This is a genomic window from Saccharopolyspora terrae (genome assembly GCF_004348435.1).
Lineage (GTDB): Bacteria > Actinomycetota > Actinomycetes > Mycobacteriales > Pseudonocardiaceae > Saccharopolyspora > Saccharopolyspora endophytica.
Window position 1 is genome coordinate 101,613 of sequence record NZ_SMKS01000004.1, and the last position, 20,556, is coordinate 122,168.

A 20,556-nucleotide genomic window follows, 5' to 3' on the forward strand; every position below is an offset into this window, starting at 1 on the left:
TGAGCGCTGAATGACCGAAGTCCGGGGTGGGCGTGACCAACACGCCCAACCCGGACTTCTTTCGTGTCAACGCCTTTCGCATTCGCCCAGCACGCGTGCTCACGTTCGGGGGATAGCCGTGGGGCGGGCGTCGTGAGACGACGAACGGCGAGCCCCTGGTTCGGCACTCTCGTCCGCACCGAAACACGCGGAGGTGGAGATGCGGGCACGAAGCTTGCTGAAGAACGCGGTCCTTTTCGCCGCACCGGGAGTGCACGTCCTGACCGTGACGGGGTTTCCGGACCGGTCGGTGAACAGCCTGGCGGCGTTGGACCACCGCGGTGAACTGGTCCTGGACAACCCCGAGGTCGAGCGCTTCCTCGACGAGTTGCTGCACGAGGGGACGATGGTGTCGCTCGTCCTCCACTCGCTCACCGACGAGGTCGCGTTCACCGATTCCGAGGGCAGCGACGTCCTGATCAAGCACGTGTACGGCTGGTTCATCGAAGACGGAACGGTCAGTCCGGTTCGCGCCGCTGAGGCGTTCGACCTGGGGTGCGTCGACCCCGACGCCGGTGAGCCCATCCCGCCGGAACCAGGCATCCACTACGAGGACGCCTGGCCGCTGGTCCTCCAGGACTAGGTGTGATGTCCGGGAGGTTGTCCCGGTCGTGGTGTGTGAGTTGGTCCTATTCTGCAGACAGGTGAAGGCCTCTGGTTGTGAAGTGGAGCTGTCTAGGAACCGCTTCATCAACCGGAGGCCTTCGTGTCCCACCCTAACGCCACGCTGACCCCACGTACCCGGCTGCGATTGGCTCGTTTGATCGTCGAGGAGGGCTGGACGGCCACTCATGCGGCGAAGATGTTCATGGTGGCTCCGAGAACAGCACGGAAGTGGGCCCAGCGGTACCGGGTCGAAGGCGTCGCGGGAATGCGTGATCGCAGTTGCCGGCCGCACCACAGCCCGAACAAAACCCCTGATCAGCTCGTGCGGCGGATCGTGGGGCTGCGGTGGCGTCACCGGCTGGGCCCGGTCCAGATCGGCGGGCGTGTGGGCATGCCGGCCTCGACCGTGCACGCGGTCCTGGTGCGCTGCCGGATCAACCGGCTCGCACGAATCGACCGGGTCACCGGCGAACCCTTACGCCGCTACGAACACGACCACCCCGGATCGCTGATCCACGTCGACGTCACCAAGTTCGGCAACATCCCCGACGGTGGCGGCTGGCGCTACCTCGGACGGCACCAGGGAAAACGCAACCGCGCCCTCACAGCACACCGCACCGGCGAGCGCGACCGTCACCACGCCCCACTGCTGGGCACTGCTTACCTGCACACCGTCATCGATGACCATTCCAGGGTCGCCTACGCCGAAATCCGCCAGGACGAGAAAACGACCACCGCGATCGATGTGCTGCACGGCGCTGTCGCGTGGTTCGCCGAACACGGCGTCACCGTCGAACGGGGACATCACAACTAGGCCTCCAGCTGGAACCCCGCTCCCACGACGAAGGCCGGTGCGGTCCCGAGGAACCGCACCGGCCTTCGTCGTGCTCAGATCAGGACTGCTTCTCGGCCAGGATCTTCTCCGTGGCGACGAGGCGAACGCAGACGGCCAGGCCCGCGGTGGCGGCCTCGACGTCGGCGAGCTCCGGGAAGGTCGGCGCGATGCGGATCACCGAGTCCGTCGGGTCGTCACCGTAGGGGTGGGTCGCACCGGCAGGGGTGAGGGCGATGCCCGCTTCCTTGGCCTTGGCGACGACGGCCTTGGCGCAGCCCTCGGGGACCTCCAGGCTGATGAAGTAGCCACCGGCCGGGTTGCTCCACTTGGCCAGCCCGGTGCCGCCCAGCTCAGCGCTGAGGATCTTGTCCACAGCTTCGAACTTCGGGCGGATCAGCGCGGCGTGCTTGTGCATGTGCTCGCGCAGGCCGGCGGCGTCGCGCAGCAGCCGGGCGTGCGCCCGCTGGTTGACCTTGTTCGGGCCGATGCTGCGCTTGGACGTCGAGGCCAGCCACCACTCCACGTTCGCAGGCGAGGAGCCGAAGAACGCCACGCCCGCACCCGCGAAGGTGATCTTCGAGGTGGAGCCGAACACGAGCGCGCGGTCGGGGTTGCCGTGCTCGGCGCACAGCGCCAGCACGTCGGCGATCTCGGCTTCGTCATCGGTGAGGTGGTGCACCGCGTAGGCGTTGTCCCAGAAGATCCGGAAGTCCGGAGCCGCGGTGCTCATCGCGGCGAGGCGTCGCACGGTCTCGTCGGAGTAGACGGCACCGTCCGGGTTGCTGTACTTCGGCACGCACCAGATGCCCTTGATCCGGGAGTCCTCGGCCACCAGCCGCTCGACGACGTCCATGTCCGGGCCGTCGGGCGTCATCGGTACGGTGATCATCTTGATGCCGAGCCGCTCGGACAGCGCGAAGTGGCGGTCGTAGCCGGGCACCGGGCACAGGAACGCGATCTCCTGCTCGGCGACCCAGCGCTGGGTGCCGCCGGGCACGCCGTTGAGCAGCGCGAAGACCAGGGCGTCGTGCATGAGCTCCAGGCTCGAGTTGCCCGCCGCCAGCAGCTGGTCGACCGGCACCTGCAGGTCGTCGCTGAAGATCGCCCGCAGCTCGGGAAGGCCGTTGAGCCCGCCGTAATTGCGCAGGTCAGCGCCGTCGGCGTCGGTTCCGCTGGAGAGGTCGAGCAGCTCGTTGGACAGGTCCAGCTGCTTCGGCGACGGCTTTCCTCGGGTGATATCCAGTTTCAGGCCGCGCGCCACGAGATCTGCGAACTCCTGGTGGGCGCGGTCGCGCTGGGCGGTCAGCTCTTCAATGGATGAAGCTGGATCAGGCACCGGTTGTTTCCTTCGCCGTGTCGAGTAACGGGTCGGCAAACAGCCTAGCTCTCACCTGCAAACCGGTTTGAGACGGCACGCGGGCCTGCGAGCCGGATGTGACCACGTGGGTGCTGGTGCTGCCCCTCGGCAAGCGGCATGGTGGGGCTCGTGCGCAGGTCATCGGCCACGGTCGGCAGTGCCGTGTTCTTCTTCGCCGGGCCGGGAACGGTCACCGTTCTCGTCCCGTGGCTGCTCACGGGCTTCCGATGGCACGAGCCCGTCCCGCACTGGTGGCCGGCGCGGGTGCTGGGCGGTGCGCTGATCCTCGCGGGTGCGGCGGTCCTCGTGCGCGCGTTCAGCCGGTTCGTCCGCGAGGGCCGGGGGACGCCCGTCCCGGTCGCCGCTCCTGACCAGTTGGTGGTGGGCGGGCTGTACCGGCACGTGCGCAATCCGATGTACGTGGCGTTGTTCGCGGTGCTCATCGGCGAGCCGCTGCTGCTCGGAGGCCTGTGGCTGCTGTACCCGCTGCTGCTGTGGTGCTTCGTGGCTCCGTACGTGCGCTGGCGCGAGGAACCGGCGCTGGTCCGCCGCTTCGGCGCGGACTACCAGCGCTACCGGAGCGAGGTTCCCGCCTGGATCCCGCGACTGCGTCCCTGGCACGGGTAGAGCGCCGGAGAGGACCGGAGCACGGGCGGATCGATCCTGGTCACCGGTGGTACGGGCACGCTCGGCAGCGCCGTGGTGGGGTTGGACTCCCTCAGCGGCGGCTGAGCAGGTGTGCCGCGGTCGCGGTCGCGGCGGTCACGGCGAACACCGAGGGCCAGGCGCCGATCTTCTTCGCCAGCGGGTGCGAGCCCGCCAGCGCCGTTCCGTAGGTCGCCCCCAGGGCCAGCGCCGGGATCACACCGGCGCGGCGGCGGCAGACCTCCATCGCGCCCAGGCCGGCACCTGCCGCGACGACTCCGCCCCAGTGCCGGTGCTGGGAGGCGCGAGCCACCGCGAAGCCACCGATCAAACCGGCCGAGGTCAGCAGGCTGGACGGAATCGACATGCGTACTCCTCGTTCGTTCCGGTCCCGAGGCTTCGACCTTACTGCCGCTCGGGTGGTTCTGGCGGGAACCCGCCGCATCGGTGATTGACTTCCCATTTCGCGCTAAGAAAAGTGCTGGTCTCGTCCTTCTTCCAGACTCGGGAGCCTGCATGCGGCGCGTTGTGACCGGTTATCTCGCGGCGATCTTCGCCCTGCCCCTGGTCGGGTCCACGGCGGCGGCCCAGCCACCGCAGGGCCCGGTGTTCTCCGACGGCGAAGCGCAGCCGGTGTTCGACCCGGCTCAAGCGGTGCGCCAGGACCTGTTCGTCACCGCGCCGGTCGACAGCGACCACGACGGGCAGCAGGACCGGGTGCACGTCCAGGTGGTGCGGCCGAAGGAGTCCGAGCAGGGCCTGCGGGTTCCGGTGGTCTACCAGGCCAGCCCGTACTTCTCCGGCGGCAACGACGTGCCCAACCACAACGTCGACACCGAGCTGCACGTGCCGGAGCAGGCCGGGCCGCGCACGATGCGCCGCACGACGGGTGACGAGCGGGTCGCCGTCGCCGCCGAGATCGACTGGGCGTACGAGCAGTACCTGCTGGCCAGGGGCTATGCCGTGGTCTACGCCGAGTCGCTGGGAACGGGGGAGTCCACGGGGTGCCCGACCACCGGTGCCGAGAACGAGACGATCGGCGCCAAGTCCGTGGTGGACTGGCTCAACCACCGCGCACCCGGCCACGACGCCGGCGGTGCGCCCGTTCAGGCCCACTGGTCGACCGGCAAGGTCGGCATGATGGGCGTCTCCTACAACGGCACCCTGCCCAACGCCGTGGCCTCCACGGGGGTCGAAGGCCTCGAAGCGATCGTCCCGATCGGGGCGATCTCGAACTGGTACGACTACTACCGGACCGACGGGGCCGTGGTCGCTCCCGGTGGTTACCAGGGCGAGGACGCCGATGTGCTGGCCGAATACGTCCACACCCGCGCCGACAGGGAGCCGTGCCGTCCGGTGATCGACGGCCTCACCGCTGAGCAGGACCGGATCACCGGCGACTACAGCCGGTTCTGGGACGAGCGCAACTACCTCGACGACGTCGACAAGGTGCACGCGGCCGTGCTGTCGGTGCACGGGCTCAACGACTGGAACGTCAAGACGCGCCAGGCCGCGCAGTGGTACGGGGCGCTGCGGGAGCACGACGTGCCGCACAAGATCTGGTGGCACCAGTCCGGCCACACCGACCCGATCAAGCTGCGCGAGCAGGAGTGGCTGCGGACGCTGAACCGCTGGTTCACCCGCTACCTCTACGACGTGCCCAACGGCGTCGAGGGCGAGCCGCGCGCCACGGTGCAGCGCGAGGACGGCAGCTGGACCGAGGAACCCGAATGGCCTGCCCCGGATGCCGCCGAGACGGTGTTGCGGCCGAGCGCGGGTGGATCGCAGCGAGGTGGTCTCAGCGCTGGCAGCCCTGCTGCTGAGGCGGTGGAAGGCCTCACCGACGACGCCGGTCTGCTGGCCGAGGACCTCGCGGCGGCACCGAGTTCGCCGAACCGGCTGGCCTACTTCACCGAGCCGCTGGCCGAGCAGGCGCGGGTCAGCGGTGAGGTCCGCGCCGACCTGGCGCTGACCTTCGACCGGCCGGCGGCCAACGTGACCGCTCTGCTGGTCGACCAGGCGCCGGACGGTTCGGTCTCGGTGGTCACCCGCGGGTGGACCGATCCGCAGAACCGGGAGGCGCTGGACCGCACCACCCCGATCGAGCCCGGGCAGAACTACGCGATCACCGTGTCCATGCAGCCCGACGACTACGTGTTCGCTCCCGGGCACCGGCTGGGCGTGGTGGTGCTCTCCAGCGACCACGACTTCACGCTGCGCCCCAAGCCGGGCGCGGGGATGCGGCTGGACCTGGCGCGCACCAGCATCTCGATTCCCGCCGTCGGAAGGATTTCATGACCGAGTTTCATGAAATCCGTTGCGGTAGCGGAGAGCAACCTTCGACGGGGTGGCGAAGTTAGCCTGATCGATCGTCGCTGATGGGTGTGGTTGCGGGCGTTTCGGCGCTGATCTGTCCACAGCGGACGAAGTTGTCCGGAGATTCGCGAAACCGGTTTCGCTGAGCCGGTTTTCGGCTCCATCGTTGTGGCATGACAACGCGACTGAACACCCAGATATCGCTCAGCGATCCCGGTGACGTGCTCGCCGCGCTACCGCACATGATCGGGTTCAACCCGGTCAACTCCTTCGTGCTGCTGACGCTGCACGAACTGACCTGCACCCCGAAGTTCGGCATGACCATGCGCGTGGACCTGCCGTGCCCCGCGAACGCCTGCGCGTTCGGCGAGTTCCTGCTGACGGGCCCGCTGAGCAGGAAGAACGTCGAAGGCGTGATCATGGTGGTGGTCGGGGACAAACCCAACTACTCGGGCTGCCCGCAGAGCTGCGGAGGCAGGTGCCACGAGTCCGACGAGCCCGGTCCCGACTCCGAGCCGCCGATGCTCGGCCTGATCGACGTGGTCCGGAAAACGCTGCTGCAGGCCGGGATCGTGACCGCTCACGCGCTGCACGTGCCGGAGATCGCGGCCGGCGAGAAGTGGCGGTGCTACTTCGACGAGGGCTGCCGCGGAGTCGTCGCGGATCCGAAGGAATCCGCGATGGGAGCGGTGATGGCCGCCGAGGGGTCGGTGACCTTCGGGAGCAGGGACGAACTGCGCGAACTCGTCGCGCCCGAATCGCAAGAGGTGATCAGCCGCTGGTCGGCGAAGCTCGACGCGCTGACCGAGGAGGCCATCGACTCCTACGACCCGTCGCGCGTCACCGAAGACCTGCGCAAGGTCTTCGGCGCCATCCAGCGCATCGCCGCGGGCTCCGCGCTCACCGAGGACGACCTGCTGGGCGTGCTGCAGGCCGTCGCGGACACCCGGGTTCGGGACATCGTGATGGGCACAGCGCTGAGCGAACTGGCGCGCCCGGCCGAAGAGCTCTGGCTGACGCTCGTGCGCAAGGCGCCGGATCCCGAACTCGCGGAGGTCGCCGCGCTGCTGGCGTTCTCGGCCTACGTGCGCGGTGAGGGCGCGCTGGCGGGTGTGGCCCTGGAACGCATCGAGAGGGTCACACCCGGACACACCCTCGGCACCCTGCTCCGGCAGGCCATGGACTCCGGAATCCCGCCCGCGGAGCTGGCCGGCATCGCCCGGCACTCGGTCGACGACGCCCAGCTCCTGCTCGACGAGGACGGAGCCTGCTGATGTGCGCGAAGAAGCGGAAGAAGCGATCAGGACGCGTGGCGCGCGCGGGTGAACTCCCACGCGTCACGCACGATCACGCCGATGTCGGCGCGCTGGGGCTGCCACCCCAGGTCCTCCCGCGCCCGCTGGCTGGACGCCACCAGGGTCGCTGGGTCGCCCGCCCGGCGGGGTGCGACCTTCGCCGGGATCGGGTGCCCGGTGACCTCGCGGCAGGTGTCGATGACCTGCTTGACCGAGAAGCCCGTGCCGTTGCCCAGGTTGTAGATGCGGTGCTGGCCGGCCTCGGCGTTCTGCAACGCCAGCAGGTGGGCGTCGGCGAGGTCGGTGACGTGGATGTAGTCGCGGACGCAGGTGCCGTCGGTGGTGGGCCAGTCCTCACCGAAGATCTGCACCTGCTCGCGCTGACCCAGCGCGACCTGGAGCACGATCGGGATCAGGTGGGTCTCCACGGTGTGCCGCTCGCCGAACGCGCCGTGCGCCCCGGCGACGTTGAAGTACCGCAGGCTGACCGCACCGATGCCGTGCGCCGTCGCGTAGGAGGTGATCGCGTGGTCGATCGCGAGCTTGGTGGCGCCGTAGGTGTTGGTCGGCCGCGTCGCCAGGTCCTCGGTGATCGGGGAGACCTCGGGCTCGCCGTAGGTCGCCGCCGTCGAGGAGAACACCAGTCGCGGCGTGCCGTGCTCGCGCATCGCATCCAGCAGGCGCAGCGACGTGACGACGTTGCCCTGCCAGTACTTCTGCGGGTCCTCCATGGACTCGCCGACCAGCGACTTGGCCGCGAAGTGCAGCACACCGTCGAACTTCTCCGCGAGCAGCTCGCTCGCCGCGGAGGCGATGTCGGCCTCGACGAACTTGCAGCCGTCCGGGATCGCGTCGGCGTGCCCGGTGGAGAGGTCGTCGACCACGACGACCTCGTGGCCCGCCTCCACCAGGCGTGCTGCGCACACGCTTCCGACGTAACCGGCACCGCCTGTGACCAGGAGCTTCAACTGCGCACTGCCTTCCGTGGGAAAACTAGTCGATTCAGCGGGAAGCGGAGGTCGACGAGCTCGTCACAGGTCCCGTCCCGCACCGGCGGAGGGTATCGCGATGAACACGCGCGGCTCGGTGAGGCTCCGCTCGGCGAACGCGGACCGGACGGCGGACTCGATCCGCTCCCGGTCAGCGCTGGAGATCAGCGCGATCGCCGAACCGCCGAAGCCGCCGCCGATCATCCGCGCGCCCAGTGCGCCGGCCTGCACCGCTGCGTCCGCTGCGACGTCGAGTTCCAGGCAGGAGACGCGGTAGTCGTCGCGGAGGCTGGCGTGGGAGGCGTTGAGCAGCGGGCCGATCTCGGCGTAACCGCCGGAGCGCAGCACCTCCACGGTGGACAGCACTCGCTCGTTCTCGGTGACCACGTGCTTGACCAGCGGCTGGAGCTCGTCCGGAAGCTGCTCCAACGCCGCAGGCAGTTGCGCCGCCGAAACGTCCCGAAGTGCCTTCACCTCGAGCAGCTCCGCCGCCCGCTCGCAGCCCTTCCGGCGTTCTCCGTAACCGGATTCGCTGTGCGAGTGCTTCGCGCGGGTGTCGATGACCAGCAGCTCGAGGTCGGCGCTGCGCGGGTCGAACGGGACCTGCTCGGCCTCGCCGGAGCGGACGTCGAAGAACAGCACGTGGGACTCGACGCAGCGCAGCGACGCGGTCTGGTCGAGCAGTCCGGTGGGAGCGCCGACGTAGTCGTTCTCCGAGCGCTGCACGAGCCGCGCGATCTCCGCCAGGCTCGGCGCGTCCGGCTCGCCCGGCGCCAAGCCCAGGTGGTCAAGCAACGCCAGCGCAACAGCGCACTGCAGCGCGTGGGAGGACGACAGACCTGCGCCGGTGGGGACGTCACCGACGATCATCAGGTTCATGCCCGGTACGGGGTGACCGGCTTCGCGCAGCGCCCACGCGACGCCCGCCGGGAAGGCGGACCAGCCGGTGTGGGACCCGGGCTGGAGGTCGTCGACGACGACCTCCTCGCCCTGGTGGAGCTCGCCGTCGTCGCCCAGCGTCGTGCTCACGAGCGTGCGGTCCTCGCGCGGCCCGACGGCCACCGCCACCCGGTGCGGAATCGCCATCGGGAGCACGAAACCGTCGTTGTAGTCGGTGTGCTCACCGATCAGGTTGACCCGGCCCGGGGCCGACCACACCGCGCTGGCGGCACGGCCGTGCTCAGCGGCGAACAGCTCCGCCGCGCGTTCGGAGACGGTCACTTGGCGGTCACCATGACCGCGTGGGCGATGCTCGACGTGAGCTCGGCGGTACCGCTCTGGCCGCGCACCTCGATTGGCTTGTTGGCCCCGACCACCGACAGGATCTCGACCTCGTTGCCCGGCACGATGCCGACCTCCTTGAGGTCGGTCATCAGGTCGGGGTCCAGCTGCACGTGCTCGGCGATGCGGCGGATGACCGCGCGGCCACCGCCGTTGCGGGCGATCTCGTCGACTCGCTGGAGCTCGCCGTCGACCGCGCTCTCGACGTGATCGACACCGAGGTCGTCGAGTCCGGGGATGGGGTTGCCGTAGGGGGACGTGGTGGGGCCACCGAGGAGCTTGACGAGCTTGCGCTCGACGGCCTCGCTCATCACGTGCTCCCAGCGGCACGCCTCGTTGTGCACGTGCTCCCACTCGAGGCCGATCACGTCGACGAGGAGCCGTTCGGCGAGGCGGTGCTTGCGCATGACGCTGATCGCCCGGGCGCGTCCGGCCTTGGTCAGCTCGAGGTGGCGGTCCTCGGCGACCATCAGCAGGCCATCGCGCTCCATGCGGGCCACCGTCTGGCTCACGGTGGGTCCGCTCTGCTCCAGGCGCTCGGCGATCCGCGCCCGGAGTGGCACCACGCCCTCTTCCTCGAGGTCGTAAATGGTGCGAAGGTACATCTCAGTGGTATCGATGAGATCGTTCACGTCGGCTCCCCATTCAAGTCCCAACCACGATGCTAGTCGCTGGCAGCGACAACGGTCAGTGGCCGGGGAGTTGACAGCCAAGATTGATGACCGACCTCGTCGGCGGGTTTCGAAAGGCCGTCATGCATCCCTTGATCAGTACCGATGATCTCATGTCCGCGCTGAGTGCGGACCCGCACCCGACGCTGCTCGACGTGCGGTGGTCACTGCTCGGACCACCGGGACGGGAGGACTACGCCGAGGGGCACTTGCCCGGAGCGGTTTTCGTGGATCTGGACGCCGAGCTGGCGTCCGAGCCAGGCCCCGCCGGCCGGCATCCACTGCCCGATCCGGCGGCCTTCCAGGAGGTCCTCCGCCGTGCCGGAGTGGACGCCGACCGGACCGTGGTGGTCTACGACGCGGACAACGGTTCGGCAGCGGCCCGGGCGTGGTGGCTGCTGCGCTGGGCCGGGCACCGCTCGGTCGCCGTCCTCGACGGGGGCTACGCGGCGTGGACCGCCGAGGGCAAGCCGACCACCACCGAGGTCCCGGGACCCGGTGACGGCGGATTCCGGGTTCGGCCCGGTGCGATGCCGGTGATCGACGCGGACCAGGCGGCCGGTCTGGCTCGCGACGGCGTGCTGCTCGACGCGCGGGCTCCGGAGCGATACCGGGGTGAGGTCGAGCCGATGGACCCGCGCGCCGGGCACGTCCCCGGAGCGCGCAACGCGCCGTTCAGCGAGCACACCGGTGAGTCGGGGCGCTGGCGTTCTCCGGAGGACCTGGCCGAGCGCTTCGCCGCGCTGGGCGTCACCGGCGACAGCGCGGTCGGCGCCTACTGCGGCTCGGGCGTGACCGCTTGCTCGGTGCTGCTCGCGCTGGAGCACGCCGGCATCACCGACGCTCGCAACCCGGCGGCGCTGTACGCGGGCTCGTGGTCGAACTGGGCAGCGGACCCCGCTCGGCCGGCGGCCACCGGTGCGGACGCGGGCTGAGGCCCTCGCAAGATCGATCCGGTTCGGCGGGTCACGCGGCCGAGACCCTGTGGCGGGTGGCTTCCTGCGGGTAGCGTCCCGCCCATGGGTTCTCAGTTGGCCGTGGTCTGGGACGAGTCGCTGCTCGAGTACGACCTCGGCGGGCACCATCCGCTGCATCCGATCCGCCTGGACCTGACCATGCGGCTGGCCGACTCGCTCGGCCTGCTCGACGGCGTGGAGACGCTCAAACCTGAGCCGGCCACCGAACGGGACCTGCTGCGGGTGCACACCGCCGAGTACATGGCCGCCGTTCGCTCGGCGCCGCTGAGCGGCTGGGAGGTCGGGCACGGGCTGGGCACCGACGACAACCCGATCTTCGACCGGATGCACGAGGCGTCGGCCCTGATCGCGGGCGCGTCCATCAAGGCGGCCGAGCAGATCGTGTCCGGTCAGGCCGATCGCGCCGTCAACATCGCCGGCGGACTGCACCACGCGATGGCCGATCACGCGGCCGGGTTCTGCGTCTACAACGACTGCTCGGTGGCCATCGCCTGGATGCTGGAGCAAGGCGTCGAACGGATCGCCTACCTCGACGTCGACGTGCACCACGGTGACGGTGTCCAGGCGGCGTTCTACGACGACCCGCGCGTCATGACGATCTCGCTGCACCAGCACCCGGTGACGCTGTGGCCGGGCACCGGCTTCGCCACCGAGGTCGGCAAGGGCAACGCCGACGGCACGGCGGTCAACATCCCGCTGCCGCCGGGCACCGGCGATGCGGACTGGCGGCGCGCCTTCCACGCGGTGGTGCCCTCGGTGCTGGACCAGTTCCGCCCGCAGGTGCTGGTCACCCAGTGCGGGGCCGACGCGCACCGCGACGACCCGCTCGCCGACCTGTCGATGACGGTCGACGGTCAGCGCGCGACCTACCAGAACCTGCGCGAACTCGCCGAGAGCTACGCCGGCGGCAAGTGGCTGGCGCTCGGCGGTGGGGGATATTCGCTGTTCCGCGTGGTGCCCCGGGCGTGGACACACCTGCTGGCGACGCTGCTGAACCGGGACGTAGCGCCGGAGACGACGATCCCTGAGGATTGGATCGCGCACGCCGTCCGGCGTGCGCAGAACGTACCGATGCCGACGTCGATGTCGGACGGGGCCGACCCGTCCTTCGAACCCTGGACCGGGGTGACCGCTTCGGCGGTGGACACCGCGATCCGCGACGCCCGGCACGCGGTTTTCCCGCTGCTCGGGCTGGACCCGGCAGACAGCCGCGACTGAGGAGCATCCGAAGTGGACGAAGTGCTGGGAGAGGAGGCCGGGCCGCAGCAGGACTACCCCCGGCAGTGGGAAGCCGACGTGGTGCTGTCCGACGGCGGCACCGTGCACCTGCGGCCGATCGTCCCGGCCGACAAGGACAAGCTGCTGGCCTTCCACGGGCGGCTCAGCGACAGGACGAGGTACTACCGGTACTTCGGCCCGTACCCGCGGATGCCGGAGCGCGACGTGCGGCGGTTCACGCAGGTCGACTACCTCAACCGGATCGCGCTGGTCGCGCTGCTCGGTGACGACATCGTCGCGGTCGGCCGCTTCGACCGGCTCGGTGAGCAGAAGTCCGCCGAGGTCGCGTTCGTGGTCGAGGACGGTCACCAGGGGCGAGGGCTGGGCTCGATCCTGCTGGAGCACCTCGCGGCCGCGGCGCAGGAGCGCGGTCTGCGGCGCTTCGTGGCCGAGGTCCTGGCGGAGAACTCGACGATGGTCCGGGTCTTCCGCGACGCCGGCTACCAGGTCAGCCGGGCCATGGAGGAAGGCGTCGTGCACCTGGAGTTCGACATCGACCCGACCGAGGAATCGGTCGCGGTGGCCCGAGCCCGGGAACAGGCCGCTGAGGCGCGCAGCGTGCACAACCTGCTGCGCCCGCGGTCGGTGGCGGTGATCGGGGCCTCCACGGATCACCGCAAGATCGGTCACGCGGTGCTGACCAACCTGCTCACCGCGGACTTCACGGGCCCGGTCTACCCGGTCAACCCCGAGCACCGCTCGGTGCGCGGCGTGCGGGCCTACGCCTCGGTGCTCGACATCCCCGACGAGGTCGACCTGGCGGTGGTGGCGATTCCGGCTGCCAGCGTCAACGAGGTCCTCGACGACTGCCTGGCCAAGGGCGTGAAGACGCTGGTCATCGTCTCCTCCGGCTTCAGCGAGTCCGGTCCGGCGGGGCGCGAGGTCGAGCGCGAGATGGTGCGCGCCGCTCGCGTGCACGGCATGCGGGTGGTGGGCCCCAACGCGCTCGGCGTGGTCAACCCCGATCCGGAGTTCCGGCTCAACGCCAGCCTCGCGCCGCAGCTGCCCGGACGTGGCCGCACCGGGTTCTTCTGCCAGTCCGGCGCGCTGGGCGTGGCGATCCTGGAGACGGCTACCGAGCGCGGGCTCGGGTTGTCGACGTTCGTCTCCGCGGGCAACCGCGCCGACCTGTCCGGCAACGACCTGCTGCAGTACTGGCAGACCGACCCGGCCACCGATGTCGTGCTGCTGTACCTGGAGTCGTTCGGCAATCCGCGCAAGTTCGGTCGGCTCGCCCGGCGTCTGGCCCGCAGCAAGCCGGTCGTGGTGGTCAAGTCGGGCCGCAACTCGGTGCGCGCGGGCCTGGCGGCGACCACGGTGGAGATCGACGAGACGAGCGTGCAGGCGCTGTTCGAGCAGTCCGGCGTGATCCGGGTCGAGTCGGTGGCGCAGATGTTCGACACCGCGCTGCTGCTCGCGCACCAGCCGCTGCCGCAGGGCGATCGGGTCTCGATCGTGGGCAATTCCTCGGCGCTGGGCATGATCGCCGCCGACGTGGCGCAGGCGCAGGGACTGCAGCTGGCGCACGAGCCGGTCGACGTCGGGGCCGTGGCCGGGCCGGAGGAGTTCGCCGCCGCGGTGCGCGATGCGGCCCTGCGCGACGACGTCGATGCGCTGATCACGGTGTTCGCCCCGCCGGTGGCGGTGCCTGGAACCGCGTACGCGCGGGCGCTGCGGAACGCGCTGCAGGAGGCCGACGCCGCGCGTTCGAAGCCTGTGGTGACCACGTTCCTGGCGGCCGAAGGCGTGCCGGACGAACTGGTCGTGCCGGGACCGGACGGGACCACGGGCAAGGGATCGGTGCCGTCGTACCCGAGCCCGGAGCGCTCGGTGCTCGCGCTGGCTCGCGTCACCCGCTACGCGAAGTGGCGTGCGGCGCCGAAGGGGCACTTCGTGCGGCCGGAGGTGGAGGCCGAGCAGGCGCGTTCGCTGGTCGAGCAGTGGCTGGCCGAGGGCGTGGGGGAGCTCGGCGACGAGCGCACCGTGCGGCTGCTGGGTTGCTACGGCATCGAGGTGGTGGCCTTCCGCAAGGTCGTCGACGTCGACGGCGCGGTCGCCGCGGCCGAGGAGCTGGGCTACCCGGTGGTGCTGAAGTCCACCAGCGCCAAGCTGCGGCACCGCAACGACCTGGTCGGGGTCCGGCTGGACCTGGGCAGTCCGGAGGCGGTGCGCACGGCGTACGCCGACGTGCGCCGGGTGTCGGGGATCGACGAGGTCTACGTGCAGCGGATGGCCGGGCGCGGGACGTCGTGCGTGATCGACCTCATCGACGACCCCTCGTTCGGCACGCTGGTCTCGTTCGGGCTCTCCGGCGTGGCCAGCGAGCTGCTGGGGGACAAGGCGTACCGCGCGCTGCCGTTGACCGACGTCGACGTCGCCACGCTGGTGCGCGCTCCCCGGGCCGCGCCGCTGCTGGTCGGGTACCGGGGCGTGGAGCCGGCCGACCTGTCCGCGCTGGAGGACCTGGTGCTGCGGGTGGCGACCTTGGCCGAGGATCTGCCCGAGGTGCGGCAGCTGGTGTTGCAGCCGGTCCTGGCCTCGCCGAACGGTGCTGCGGTGACCGGGGCGAGGGTGTCGCTGGGCGAGTCCGTGGCGGTTCCGGACACCGGGCCGCGAAGACTGCGATAGGGGACACAGACGGAACGTGTTAGTTCCGTTAATCTGTGCGCGTGGATGAGGTCACGACCCGGAAGATCGACGCGCCCGCCCCCGTGCTCGGCGTGGTCCCCGCAGGCCAGTACCGGATCAAGGTGCGCGCGTTGCAGCAGGACGACCCGAGCGCGCCGGTCGCCGTGCTGGCACCGGCCATGGGCGTGCCCGCCGGCTACTACCGGCGGTTCGTCGCCGAGCTGCACCAGCTCGGCATGACCGTGGTGTCGTACGACGTGCGCGGGCAGGGCGAGAACAAGCCCCGGGCCCAGCGCGGAGTCCACTTCGGCTACCAGGACTTCGTCAACGACCTCGACGCCGTGCTCGACCTGGTCGAATCGGTCTTCCCCAGGGCGCCCCGGTTCGTCCTCGGTCACAGCCTCGGCGGTCAGATCGCGTTGCTGCACACCGCTGCCAACCCCGGCCGGATCCAGGGCGCCGCGCTGATCGCCACCGGTTCCGTCTGGTACCGGGGCTATCCCGGCCTGGCCAAGTACTACTACTCGCTGCTGGGCACTCAGACGATCGCACTGGCTTCGACGCTGCTCGGGTACTGGCCCGGCTACGTCTTCGGCGGCAGGCAGGCGACCGGCCTGATGCGCGACTGGGCGCGCCAGGCGCGCACCGGGCGCTGGCGGCTGACCGGATCCGACCTCGACTACGACGCCGCCCTGGCCGAGGTGACGACCCCGCTGCTCACCGTGACCGTGGACAACGACGAGCTGGCGCCGACCTCGGCCATGGACGACCTGGTCAAGCACTCCACCCGCGCAGACCGCACGTCCCGGCACTACACGGCCGACGACGCGGGCGGGCCGGTGGACCACTTCAAGTGGACGCGGAGCTCCGCGGAGATGGCGGCCTGGATCGAGGACTGGATGAACGGCGTCCTCGGGCGCTGATCGCGGATTCGCGCACCGGCCGGGTGAATTGTGTGAAAGGTGTGGACTGATCCACCTCGGCCGGGACGCAACCGCTGGCTCCCGAGCGTCCGTCTTAGAGGTATGAGACGCCTACACACTGCAGTGGGCGCGGGGAGTCTGCTTATCGTTCTGGCAGCCTGCGCCCAACAGCCGACCAACGACGTGGGGTTCGGTGGTCAACCGCCGGTGCCTCCCGGACCGGTTCAGCCGAAACCTGAACCGGAACGGACGCCGGTGGCCGCAGAGGCCATCGACCTCTCGCTGCTGCCAAAAGGATATCCGAAGAAGGTCTGGACCCAGGACAACGGTACCGCAGTAGTCGCCTCCGGTCAGGAGGGCGGCTGCAGCAAGGTTCGCGCCGAACTGGCGGAGCAGACCCCGGACCACGTGAAGATCATCCTGGTGGAGGAGACTCCGGAGCCGCCGGGCATCTGCACGATGGACCTGAGGTACCCGCCGGTGGCGGTGAGCCTCGACGCACCGCTGGAAGGGCGAAAAGTGGTCCTGGAGCAGAAAGATGTGAAGGTTCCGCGCTGATCGGGCTGTAGCGCGGCGGTAACCTGCCGCCGTCGCGCGCGCAGAACCCGGCTCGCCGCCGGAGGTGGGGCTCCACGGCGGACCTGGTTCGGCAGTCCTGTTCTCGATGCGGGCTTTTGCAGCGGGATGACCGCAGCCGCTTGGGCTCACCCGCGCACCACGCGCGGGTGAGCCCAAGACCGGTCGCCCATCGCGAAAACCTCGGAGACGTGTGCAAGCGGCGCAGCCCGGATTCCAGACGGCGTGTCAGGTTCCGCCACCTGCACCGTCGCGCACCACGAGTTCGGGAGGAGGCTCTCAGCGGCCGAAGGAGATCTGCAGGGTGGGCTGCGTCGAGTTGGCGAAGAAGTCGTTGCCCTTGTCGTCGACGACGATGAAGGCGGGGAAGTCCTCGACCTCGATGCGCCAGACCGCTTCCATGCCCAGCTCGGGGTACTCCAGCACCTCGACCTTGCGGATGCAGTCCTGCGCCAGCCGCGCGGCCGGGCCACCGATCGAACCGAGGTAGAACCCGCCGTGGTTCTGGCAGGACTCGGCGACCTTCTTCGACCGGTTGCCCTTGGCCAGCATGACCATCGAGCCACCCGCGGCCTGGAACTGCTCGACGTAGGAGTCCATCCGGCCGGCGGTGGTCGGGCCGAACGAACCCGATGCGTAGCCGTCGGGGGTCTTGGCCGGACCGGCGTAGTAGACCGGGTGGTCGCGCATGTAGTCGGGCATCGGCTCGCCCGCGTCGAGCCGCTCGGCGATCTTGGAGTGCGCGATGTCGCGCGCCACGACCAGCGGACCGGTCAGCGAGACGCGGGTCTTGACCGGCAGCTTGGACAGCTCGGAGCGGATCTCGGCCATCGGCCGGTTCAGGTCGATCTTGACGACCTCGTCGGAGAGCTGTTCGTCGGCGACCTCCGGCAGGTACTTGGCCGGGTCGCGCTCCAACTGCTCCAGGAACACGCCCTCAGGGGTGATCTTGGCCTTGGCCTGCCGGTCCGCCGAGCAGGACACCGCGACGCCGACCGGCAGCGAAGCGCCGTGCCGGGGCAGTCGGATCACGCGCACGTCGTGGCAGAAGTACTTGCCGCCGAACTGCGCGCCGATGCCGAACTGGCGGGTCATCTCCAGGACCTGCTGCTCCATCTCGACGTCGCGCAGCGCGTGCCCGGAGCCGGAGCCCTCGCGCGGCAGCTCGTCGAGGTAGCGCGCGGAGGCGAGCTTGGCGACCTTGAGGTTGTACTCGGCCGACATGCCGCCGACGACGATCGCCAGGTGGTACGGCGGGCACGCGGCGGTGCCCAGCGAGCGCAGCTTCTCCTCCAGGAAGCGGCCCAGGCGCGTCGGGTTCAGCAGCGCCTTGGTCTCCTGGTAGAGGAAGGTCTTGTTCGCGCTGCCGCCGCCCTTGGCCATGAACAGCAGCTCGTAGAACGGGTCGGTGCCCGGCTTGTTGAACAGCTCGATCTGGGCGGGCAGGTTGCTGCCGGTGTTGCGCTCTTCCCAGAAGTTCAGCGGCGCCATCTGCGAGTAGCGCAGGTTGAGGTCCTGGTAGGCGTTGAAGATGCCGCGAGCCAGCGACTCCTCGTCCTGGCCGCCGGTGAGCACCGACTCGGTCCGCTTGCCGATGACGATCGCGGTGCCGGTGTCCTGGCACATCGGCAGCACGCCGCCGGCCGACACGCAGGCGTTGCGCAGCAGGTCCGTGGCCACGAAGCGGTCGTTCGCGCTGGCCTCGGGGTCTTCCACGATCGACTTCAGCTGGGCGAGGTGCGACGGACGCAGCAGGTGCTGGATGTCCTTGATCGCCTCGGCGGCCAGCGAAGTCAGCGTGGCGGGTTCGATCTCCAGGAAGCGGCGCCCTGCGGCTTCGACGACCTTGATGCCTTCATCGGTCACCAAGCGGTACTCGGTGTCGTCGGGGCCGAGGGGGAGCACCTCGGTGAAGTCGAAATTCGTGGTGGTCACGTCGCGGCTCCTTTGCGCGCGTTCGGGTTACGCGTGCACTCATGTAACCGCGCAGCGGATCACGCCGTCCACACGGGTGGGCTATGTGTGACGGAGACCTGATGGTGCGCGCCGGGTGCGCCCTGGTCGAAACCTGCTCGGATTGACATTCTCGGGGGGACGGCTCCCCTCACATCGGAGGCTTCATGCCGACGTCGGACGCTCTCGATGAACTGGTCAACCTCCGCGACCTCGGCGGTCAGCCCACCGGCGACGGTGTTCTGACCAGGTCCGGCGTGGTCTACCGCAGCGATGCCCCGCACCCCGGTGATCGGGACCCGGCCGAGGCCGCCGCGTGGCCGCCGCGGGTGGTGGTGGACCTGCGCGAAGCGGTCGAGACGCAGGACGAGCACCCGCTGGCCACCGTCGCGCAGGTCCACCGGGTTCGGGTGCTGGAAGGGCTGGACAAGCCGGAGACCGACGGTTCCGTGCACGAGCTGACCCTGCTCTACGAGGGGATGCTGCAGGGCGCTCCGAAGAAGCTCGTCGAGGTGTTCCGGCAGGTCCTGGAGGCCGACGGCCCGGCGCTGGTGCACTGCGCGGCGGGCAAGGACCGGACCGGTGTGGCCTCGGCGATGCTGCTGGGCGCGGCGGGAGTGCGGCAGGACGCGATCATCGCCGACTACGTGCGCACCGACAAGAACATGTTCCGCGTGCTGCAGCGGCTCAACGAGGCGCCGGAACTGCCGCCCGGGGTGGACGAGGAGATGGTCGCCGAGTTCTTGGCGACCCCGACTCAGGCCATCGAGCGAGTGCTGGAGATCTTCGACGACCACCGGGGCGCTGCGGGCTGGCTGAGCACCCACGGGGTCACCGACGACGAGCTGGATCGCTGGCAGGAGAAGTTCCTGCAGAAGTAGGTGAGGAGGCCGGACCCGCCTGTTCGACGAGCCCGCCCTCCTCCAGCAGGCGGTGGAGGACCCCACCGCTCAAGCAAACGGGAAGAAGATCTTCGCGTTTTCTCCGCATCGGGTCAACGAGCCGATCGGGTGCAAAGTGACGCAGATCGGCCAGAACAGGGCACGACCTCGCGCCCGATCGCCTCAACCGTCACAGAGGTCACAGGAGAAGGCGGAGCGCCCCTCGGGTGGGGAGGGGCGCTCCGCCGGCTTCAGCTGGCGTAGGCGCGGAGCCGGTCGGCGCGGTCGCCCTGGCGGAGCTTGGACATGACCTCGCGCTCGATCTGGCGGACCCGCTCGCGGGACAGCCCGAACGCCTTGCCGATCTGGTCCAGGGTGCGCGGCTGGCCGTCTTCGAGGCCGTAGCGCATCCGGATGACCGCCTGCTCGCGCTCCTCCAGCGTGGACAGCACCCTGCGCAGGTCGTCCTGCAGGAAGCCCGAGATCACCGCGTTCTCGGCGTCGGCGGACTCGGCGTCCTCGATGAAGTCACCGAGCGGCGCGTCCTCCTCGGCGCCCACCGGCATGTCCAGGCTCACCGGGTCACGCGAGTGGTCCATCAGGTCGAGGATCTTCTCGACCGGGATGCCGGCCTCTTCGGAGAGCTCGTCGTCGGTGGCCTCGCGGCCCAGCTTCTGGTGCAGGTCGCGCTTGATCCGGGCCAGCTTGTTGACCTGCTCGACCAGGTGGACGGGCAGCCGGATGGTGCGGCTCTGGTCCGCCATGCCCCGGGTGATGGCCTGGCGGATCCACCAGGTCGCGTAGGTCGAGAACTTGAAGCCCTTGGTGTAGTCGAACTTCTCCACCGCGCGGATCAGGCCCAGGTTGCCCTCCTGGATGAGGTCCAGCAGGGGCATGCCGCGTCCGGTGTAGCGCTTGGCGAGGCTGACGACCAGACGGAGGTTGGCCTCCATCAGGTGGTTCTTCGCGCGCCGACCATCCCGCACGACGGCATTGAGGTCCGAACGCCGCTCGGGGGAGAGGTTCTTGCCGGTCTCCAGCAAGTGCTTGGCGAAAACTCCGGCCTCGATCCGCTTGGCGAGGTCGACCTCTTCCTGTGCGGTGAGCAGCGCGGTGCGCCCGATGCCGTTGAGGTAGACGCGCACCAGGTCGGCCGATGGTCCCTGGGTGTCCAGTTCTTCGGCGACGGCGACGTCTGGCTTGGTGGTCTGCGGGACGGTCATGAGCTCCCTCCCTGACGGGCTGGCTAGCGGGGCGCAATTCACACCGACGCATCGGTGCGCGGTGCGGAAGACGCGTACGCTCG

Annotated in this window: 17 protein-coding genes and 1 pseudogene; 11 read left to right on the forward strand and 7 right to left on the reverse strand. The window is 69.7% G+C overall.

Annotated features, from left to right (window positions below):
* Positions 1-199: 199 nt before the first annotated feature.
* Both E1181_RS04480 and E1181_RS04485 read left to right on the forward strand, forming a co-directional pair.
* Entirely contained in the window at positions 200-622 is a 423-nt protein-coding gene (locus tag E1181_RS04480; protein WP_132672600.1) for a hypothetical protein, read from the forward strand.
* 123 nt (positions 623-745) lie between these two features.
* Positions 746-1,444: pseudogene (locus E1181_RS04485) on the forward strand (leucine zipper domain-containing protein); the annotation flags it as partial.
* 94 nt (positions 1,445-1,538) lie between these two features.
* On the opposite strand, the gene E1181_RS04490 reads toward E1181_RS04485, so the two are convergent.
* Positions 1,539-2,816, reverse strand: coding sequence for an aminotransferase class I/II-fold pyridoxal phosphate-dependent enzyme (locus tag E1181_RS04490; protein WP_132672601.1), 1,278 nt, complete (start codon positions 2,814-2,816; stop codon positions 1,539-1,541).
* A gap of 150 nt (positions 2,817-2,966) precedes the next feature.
* Here E1181_RS04490 and E1181_RS04495 point away from each other — a divergent pair, with 150 nt between their 5' ends.
* On the forward strand, positions 2,967-3,464 hold the full coding sequence (locus tag E1181_RS04495; protein WP_207922010.1) for a methyltransferase family protein: 498 nt from the start codon (positions 2,967-2,969) through the stop codon (positions 3,462-3,464).
* Positions 3,465-3,555: 91 nt separating this feature from the next.
* On the opposite strand, the gene E1181_RS04500 is transcribed toward E1181_RS04495, so the two are convergent.
* Positions 3,556-3,849, reverse strand: a complete 294-nt coding sequence (locus tag E1181_RS04500) for a hypothetical protein (protein ID WP_132672603.1) — start codon at positions 3,847-3,849, stop codon at positions 3,556-3,558.
* A 149-nt stretch (positions 3,850-3,998) separates the two neighbouring features.
* On the opposite strand from E1181_RS04500, the gene E1181_RS04505 reads away from it, so the two are divergent.
* A complete protein-coding gene (locus tag E1181_RS04505) occupies positions 3,999-5,780 on the forward strand; it encodes a Xaa-Pro dipeptidyl-peptidase (RefSeq protein ID WP_132672604.1) in 1,782 nt (593 codons plus the stop codon).
* 191 nt (positions 5,781-5,971) lie between these two features.
* Positions 5,972-7,072: a DUF4192 domain-containing protein gene (locus E1181_RS04510; protein WP_132672605.1), complete on the forward strand. Its 1,101-nt coding sequence runs from the start codon at positions 5,972-5,974 to the stop codon at positions 7,070-7,072.
* A 26-nt stretch (positions 7,073-7,098) separates the two neighbouring features.
* On the opposite strand, the gene galE is transcribed toward E1181_RS04510, so the two are convergent.
* The 3 genes from galE to E1181_RS04525 form a co-directional block, all read right to left on the reverse strand.
* Positions 7,099-8,061 (reverse strand): UDP-glucose 4-epimerase GalE, encoded by a 963-nt coding sequence (galE, locus tag E1181_RS04515; RefSeq protein ID WP_132672606.1) that lies wholly within the window; start codon positions 8,059-8,061, stop codon positions 7,099-7,101.
* Between the two features lie 63 nt (positions 8,062-8,124).
* On the reverse strand, positions 8,125-9,303 hold the full coding sequence (gene galK, locus E1181_RS04520; protein WP_132672607.1) for a galactokinase: 1,179 nt from the start codon (positions 9,301-9,303) through the stop codon (positions 8,125-8,127).
* Positions 9,300-9,995, reverse strand: coding sequence for a metal-dependent transcriptional regulator (locus E1181_RS04525; protein ID WP_132672608.1), 696 nt, complete (start codon positions 9,993-9,995; stop codon positions 9,300-9,302). Before E1181_RS04525 ends, galK begins: the two co-directional genes overlap by 4 nt.
* A gap of 122 nt (positions 9,996-10,117) precedes the next feature.
* Between E1181_RS04525 and E1181_RS04530 the strand changes: the two genes are divergently transcribed.
* The 5 genes from E1181_RS04530 to E1181_RS04550 all read left to right on the forward strand — a co-directional run bounded on the left by E1181_RS04530 (position 10,118) and on the right by E1181_RS04550 (position 16,398).
* Positions 10,118-10,969, forward strand: a complete 852-nt coding sequence (locus E1181_RS04530) for a sulfurtransferase (protein ID WP_132672609.1) — start codon at positions 10,118-10,120, stop codon at positions 10,967-10,969.
* An 84-nt stretch (positions 10,970-11,053) separates the two neighbouring features.
* The gene (locus E1181_RS04535) at positions 11,054-12,229 is read left to right on the forward strand and encodes an acetoin utilization protein AcuC (RefSeq protein ID WP_132672610.1); all 1,176 of its coding nucleotides are present in this window, start codon (positions 11,054-11,056) and stop codon (positions 12,227-12,229) included.
* A 12-nt stretch (positions 12,230-12,241) separates the two neighbouring features.
* Positions 12,242-14,917 (forward strand): bifunctional acetate--CoA ligase family protein/GNAT family N-acetyltransferase, encoded by a 2,676-nt coding sequence (locus tag E1181_RS04540; protein WP_235876197.1) that lies wholly within the window; start codon positions 12,242-12,244, stop codon positions 14,915-14,917.
* Between the two features lie 41 nt (positions 14,918-14,958).
* Positions 14,959-15,840, forward strand: coding sequence for an alpha/beta hydrolase family protein (locus E1181_RS04545; protein ID WP_235876217.1), 882 nt, complete (start codon positions 14,959-14,961; stop codon positions 15,838-15,840).
* Positions 15,841-16,095: 255 nt separating this feature from the next.
* Entirely contained in the window at positions 16,096-16,398 is a 303-nt protein-coding gene (locus tag E1181_RS04550) for a hypothetical protein (protein ID WP_235876219.1), read from the forward strand.
* A gap of 297 nt (positions 16,399-16,695) precedes the next feature.
* On the opposite strand, the gene E1181_RS04555 is transcribed toward E1181_RS04550, so the two are convergent.
* Positions 16,696-18,351 (reverse strand): fumarate hydratase, encoded by a 1,656-nt coding sequence (locus tag E1181_RS04555; RefSeq protein WP_132672613.1) that lies wholly within the window; start codon positions 18,349-18,351, stop codon positions 16,696-16,698.
* Between the two features lie 185 nt (positions 18,352-18,536).
* Between E1181_RS04555 and E1181_RS04560 the strand changes: the two genes are divergently transcribed.
* Positions 18,537-19,250 carry a tyrosine-protein phosphatase gene (locus E1181_RS04560; protein ID WP_132672614.1) on the forward strand — a complete coding sequence of 238 codons (714 nt, stop codon included), beginning with the start codon at positions 18,537-18,539 and terminating at the stop codon, positions 19,248-19,250.
* Between the two features lie 251 nt (positions 19,251-19,501).
* On the opposite strand, the gene E1181_RS04565 is transcribed toward E1181_RS04560, so the two are convergent.
* Positions 19,502-20,473, reverse strand: coding sequence for a sigma-70 family RNA polymerase sigma factor (locus E1181_RS04565; protein WP_132672615.1), 972 nt, complete (start codon positions 20,471-20,473; stop codon positions 19,502-19,504).
* Between the last annotated feature and the right edge of the window lie 83 nt (positions 20,474-20,556).

Coding starts and splice junctions, on each gene's coding strand:
- E1181_RS04565 (WP_132672615.1), bottom strand. CDS start 20,473: ATGACCGTCCCGCAGACCACCAAGCCAGACGTCGCCGTCGCCGAAGAA.
- E1181_RS04535 (WP_132672610.1), top strand. CDS start 11,054: ATGGGTTCTCAGTTGGCCGTGGTCTGGGACGAGTCGCTGCTCGAGTAC.
- E1181_RS04560 (WP_132672614.1), top strand. CDS start 18,537: ATGCCGACGTCGGACGCTCTCGATGAACTGGTCAACCTCCGCGACCTC.
- E1181_RS04480 (WP_132672600.1), top strand. CDS start 200: ATGCGGGCACGAAGCTTGCTGAAGAACGCGGTCCTTTTCGCCGCACCG.
- E1181_RS04530 (WP_132672609.1), top strand. CDS start 10,118: ATGCATCCCTTGATCAGTACCGATGATCTCATGTCCGCGCTGAGTGCG.
- E1181_RS04500 (WP_132672603.1), bottom strand. CDS start 3,849: ATGTCGATTCCGTCCAGCCTGCTGACCTCGGCCGGTTTGATCGGTGGC.
- E1181_RS04510 (WP_132672605.1), top strand. CDS start 5,972: ATGACAACGCGACTGAACACCCAGATATCGCTCAGCGATCCCGGTGAC.
- E1181_RS04505 (WP_132672604.1), top strand. CDS start 3,999: ATGCGGCGCGTTGTGACCGGTTATCTCGCGGCGATCTTCGCCCTGCCC.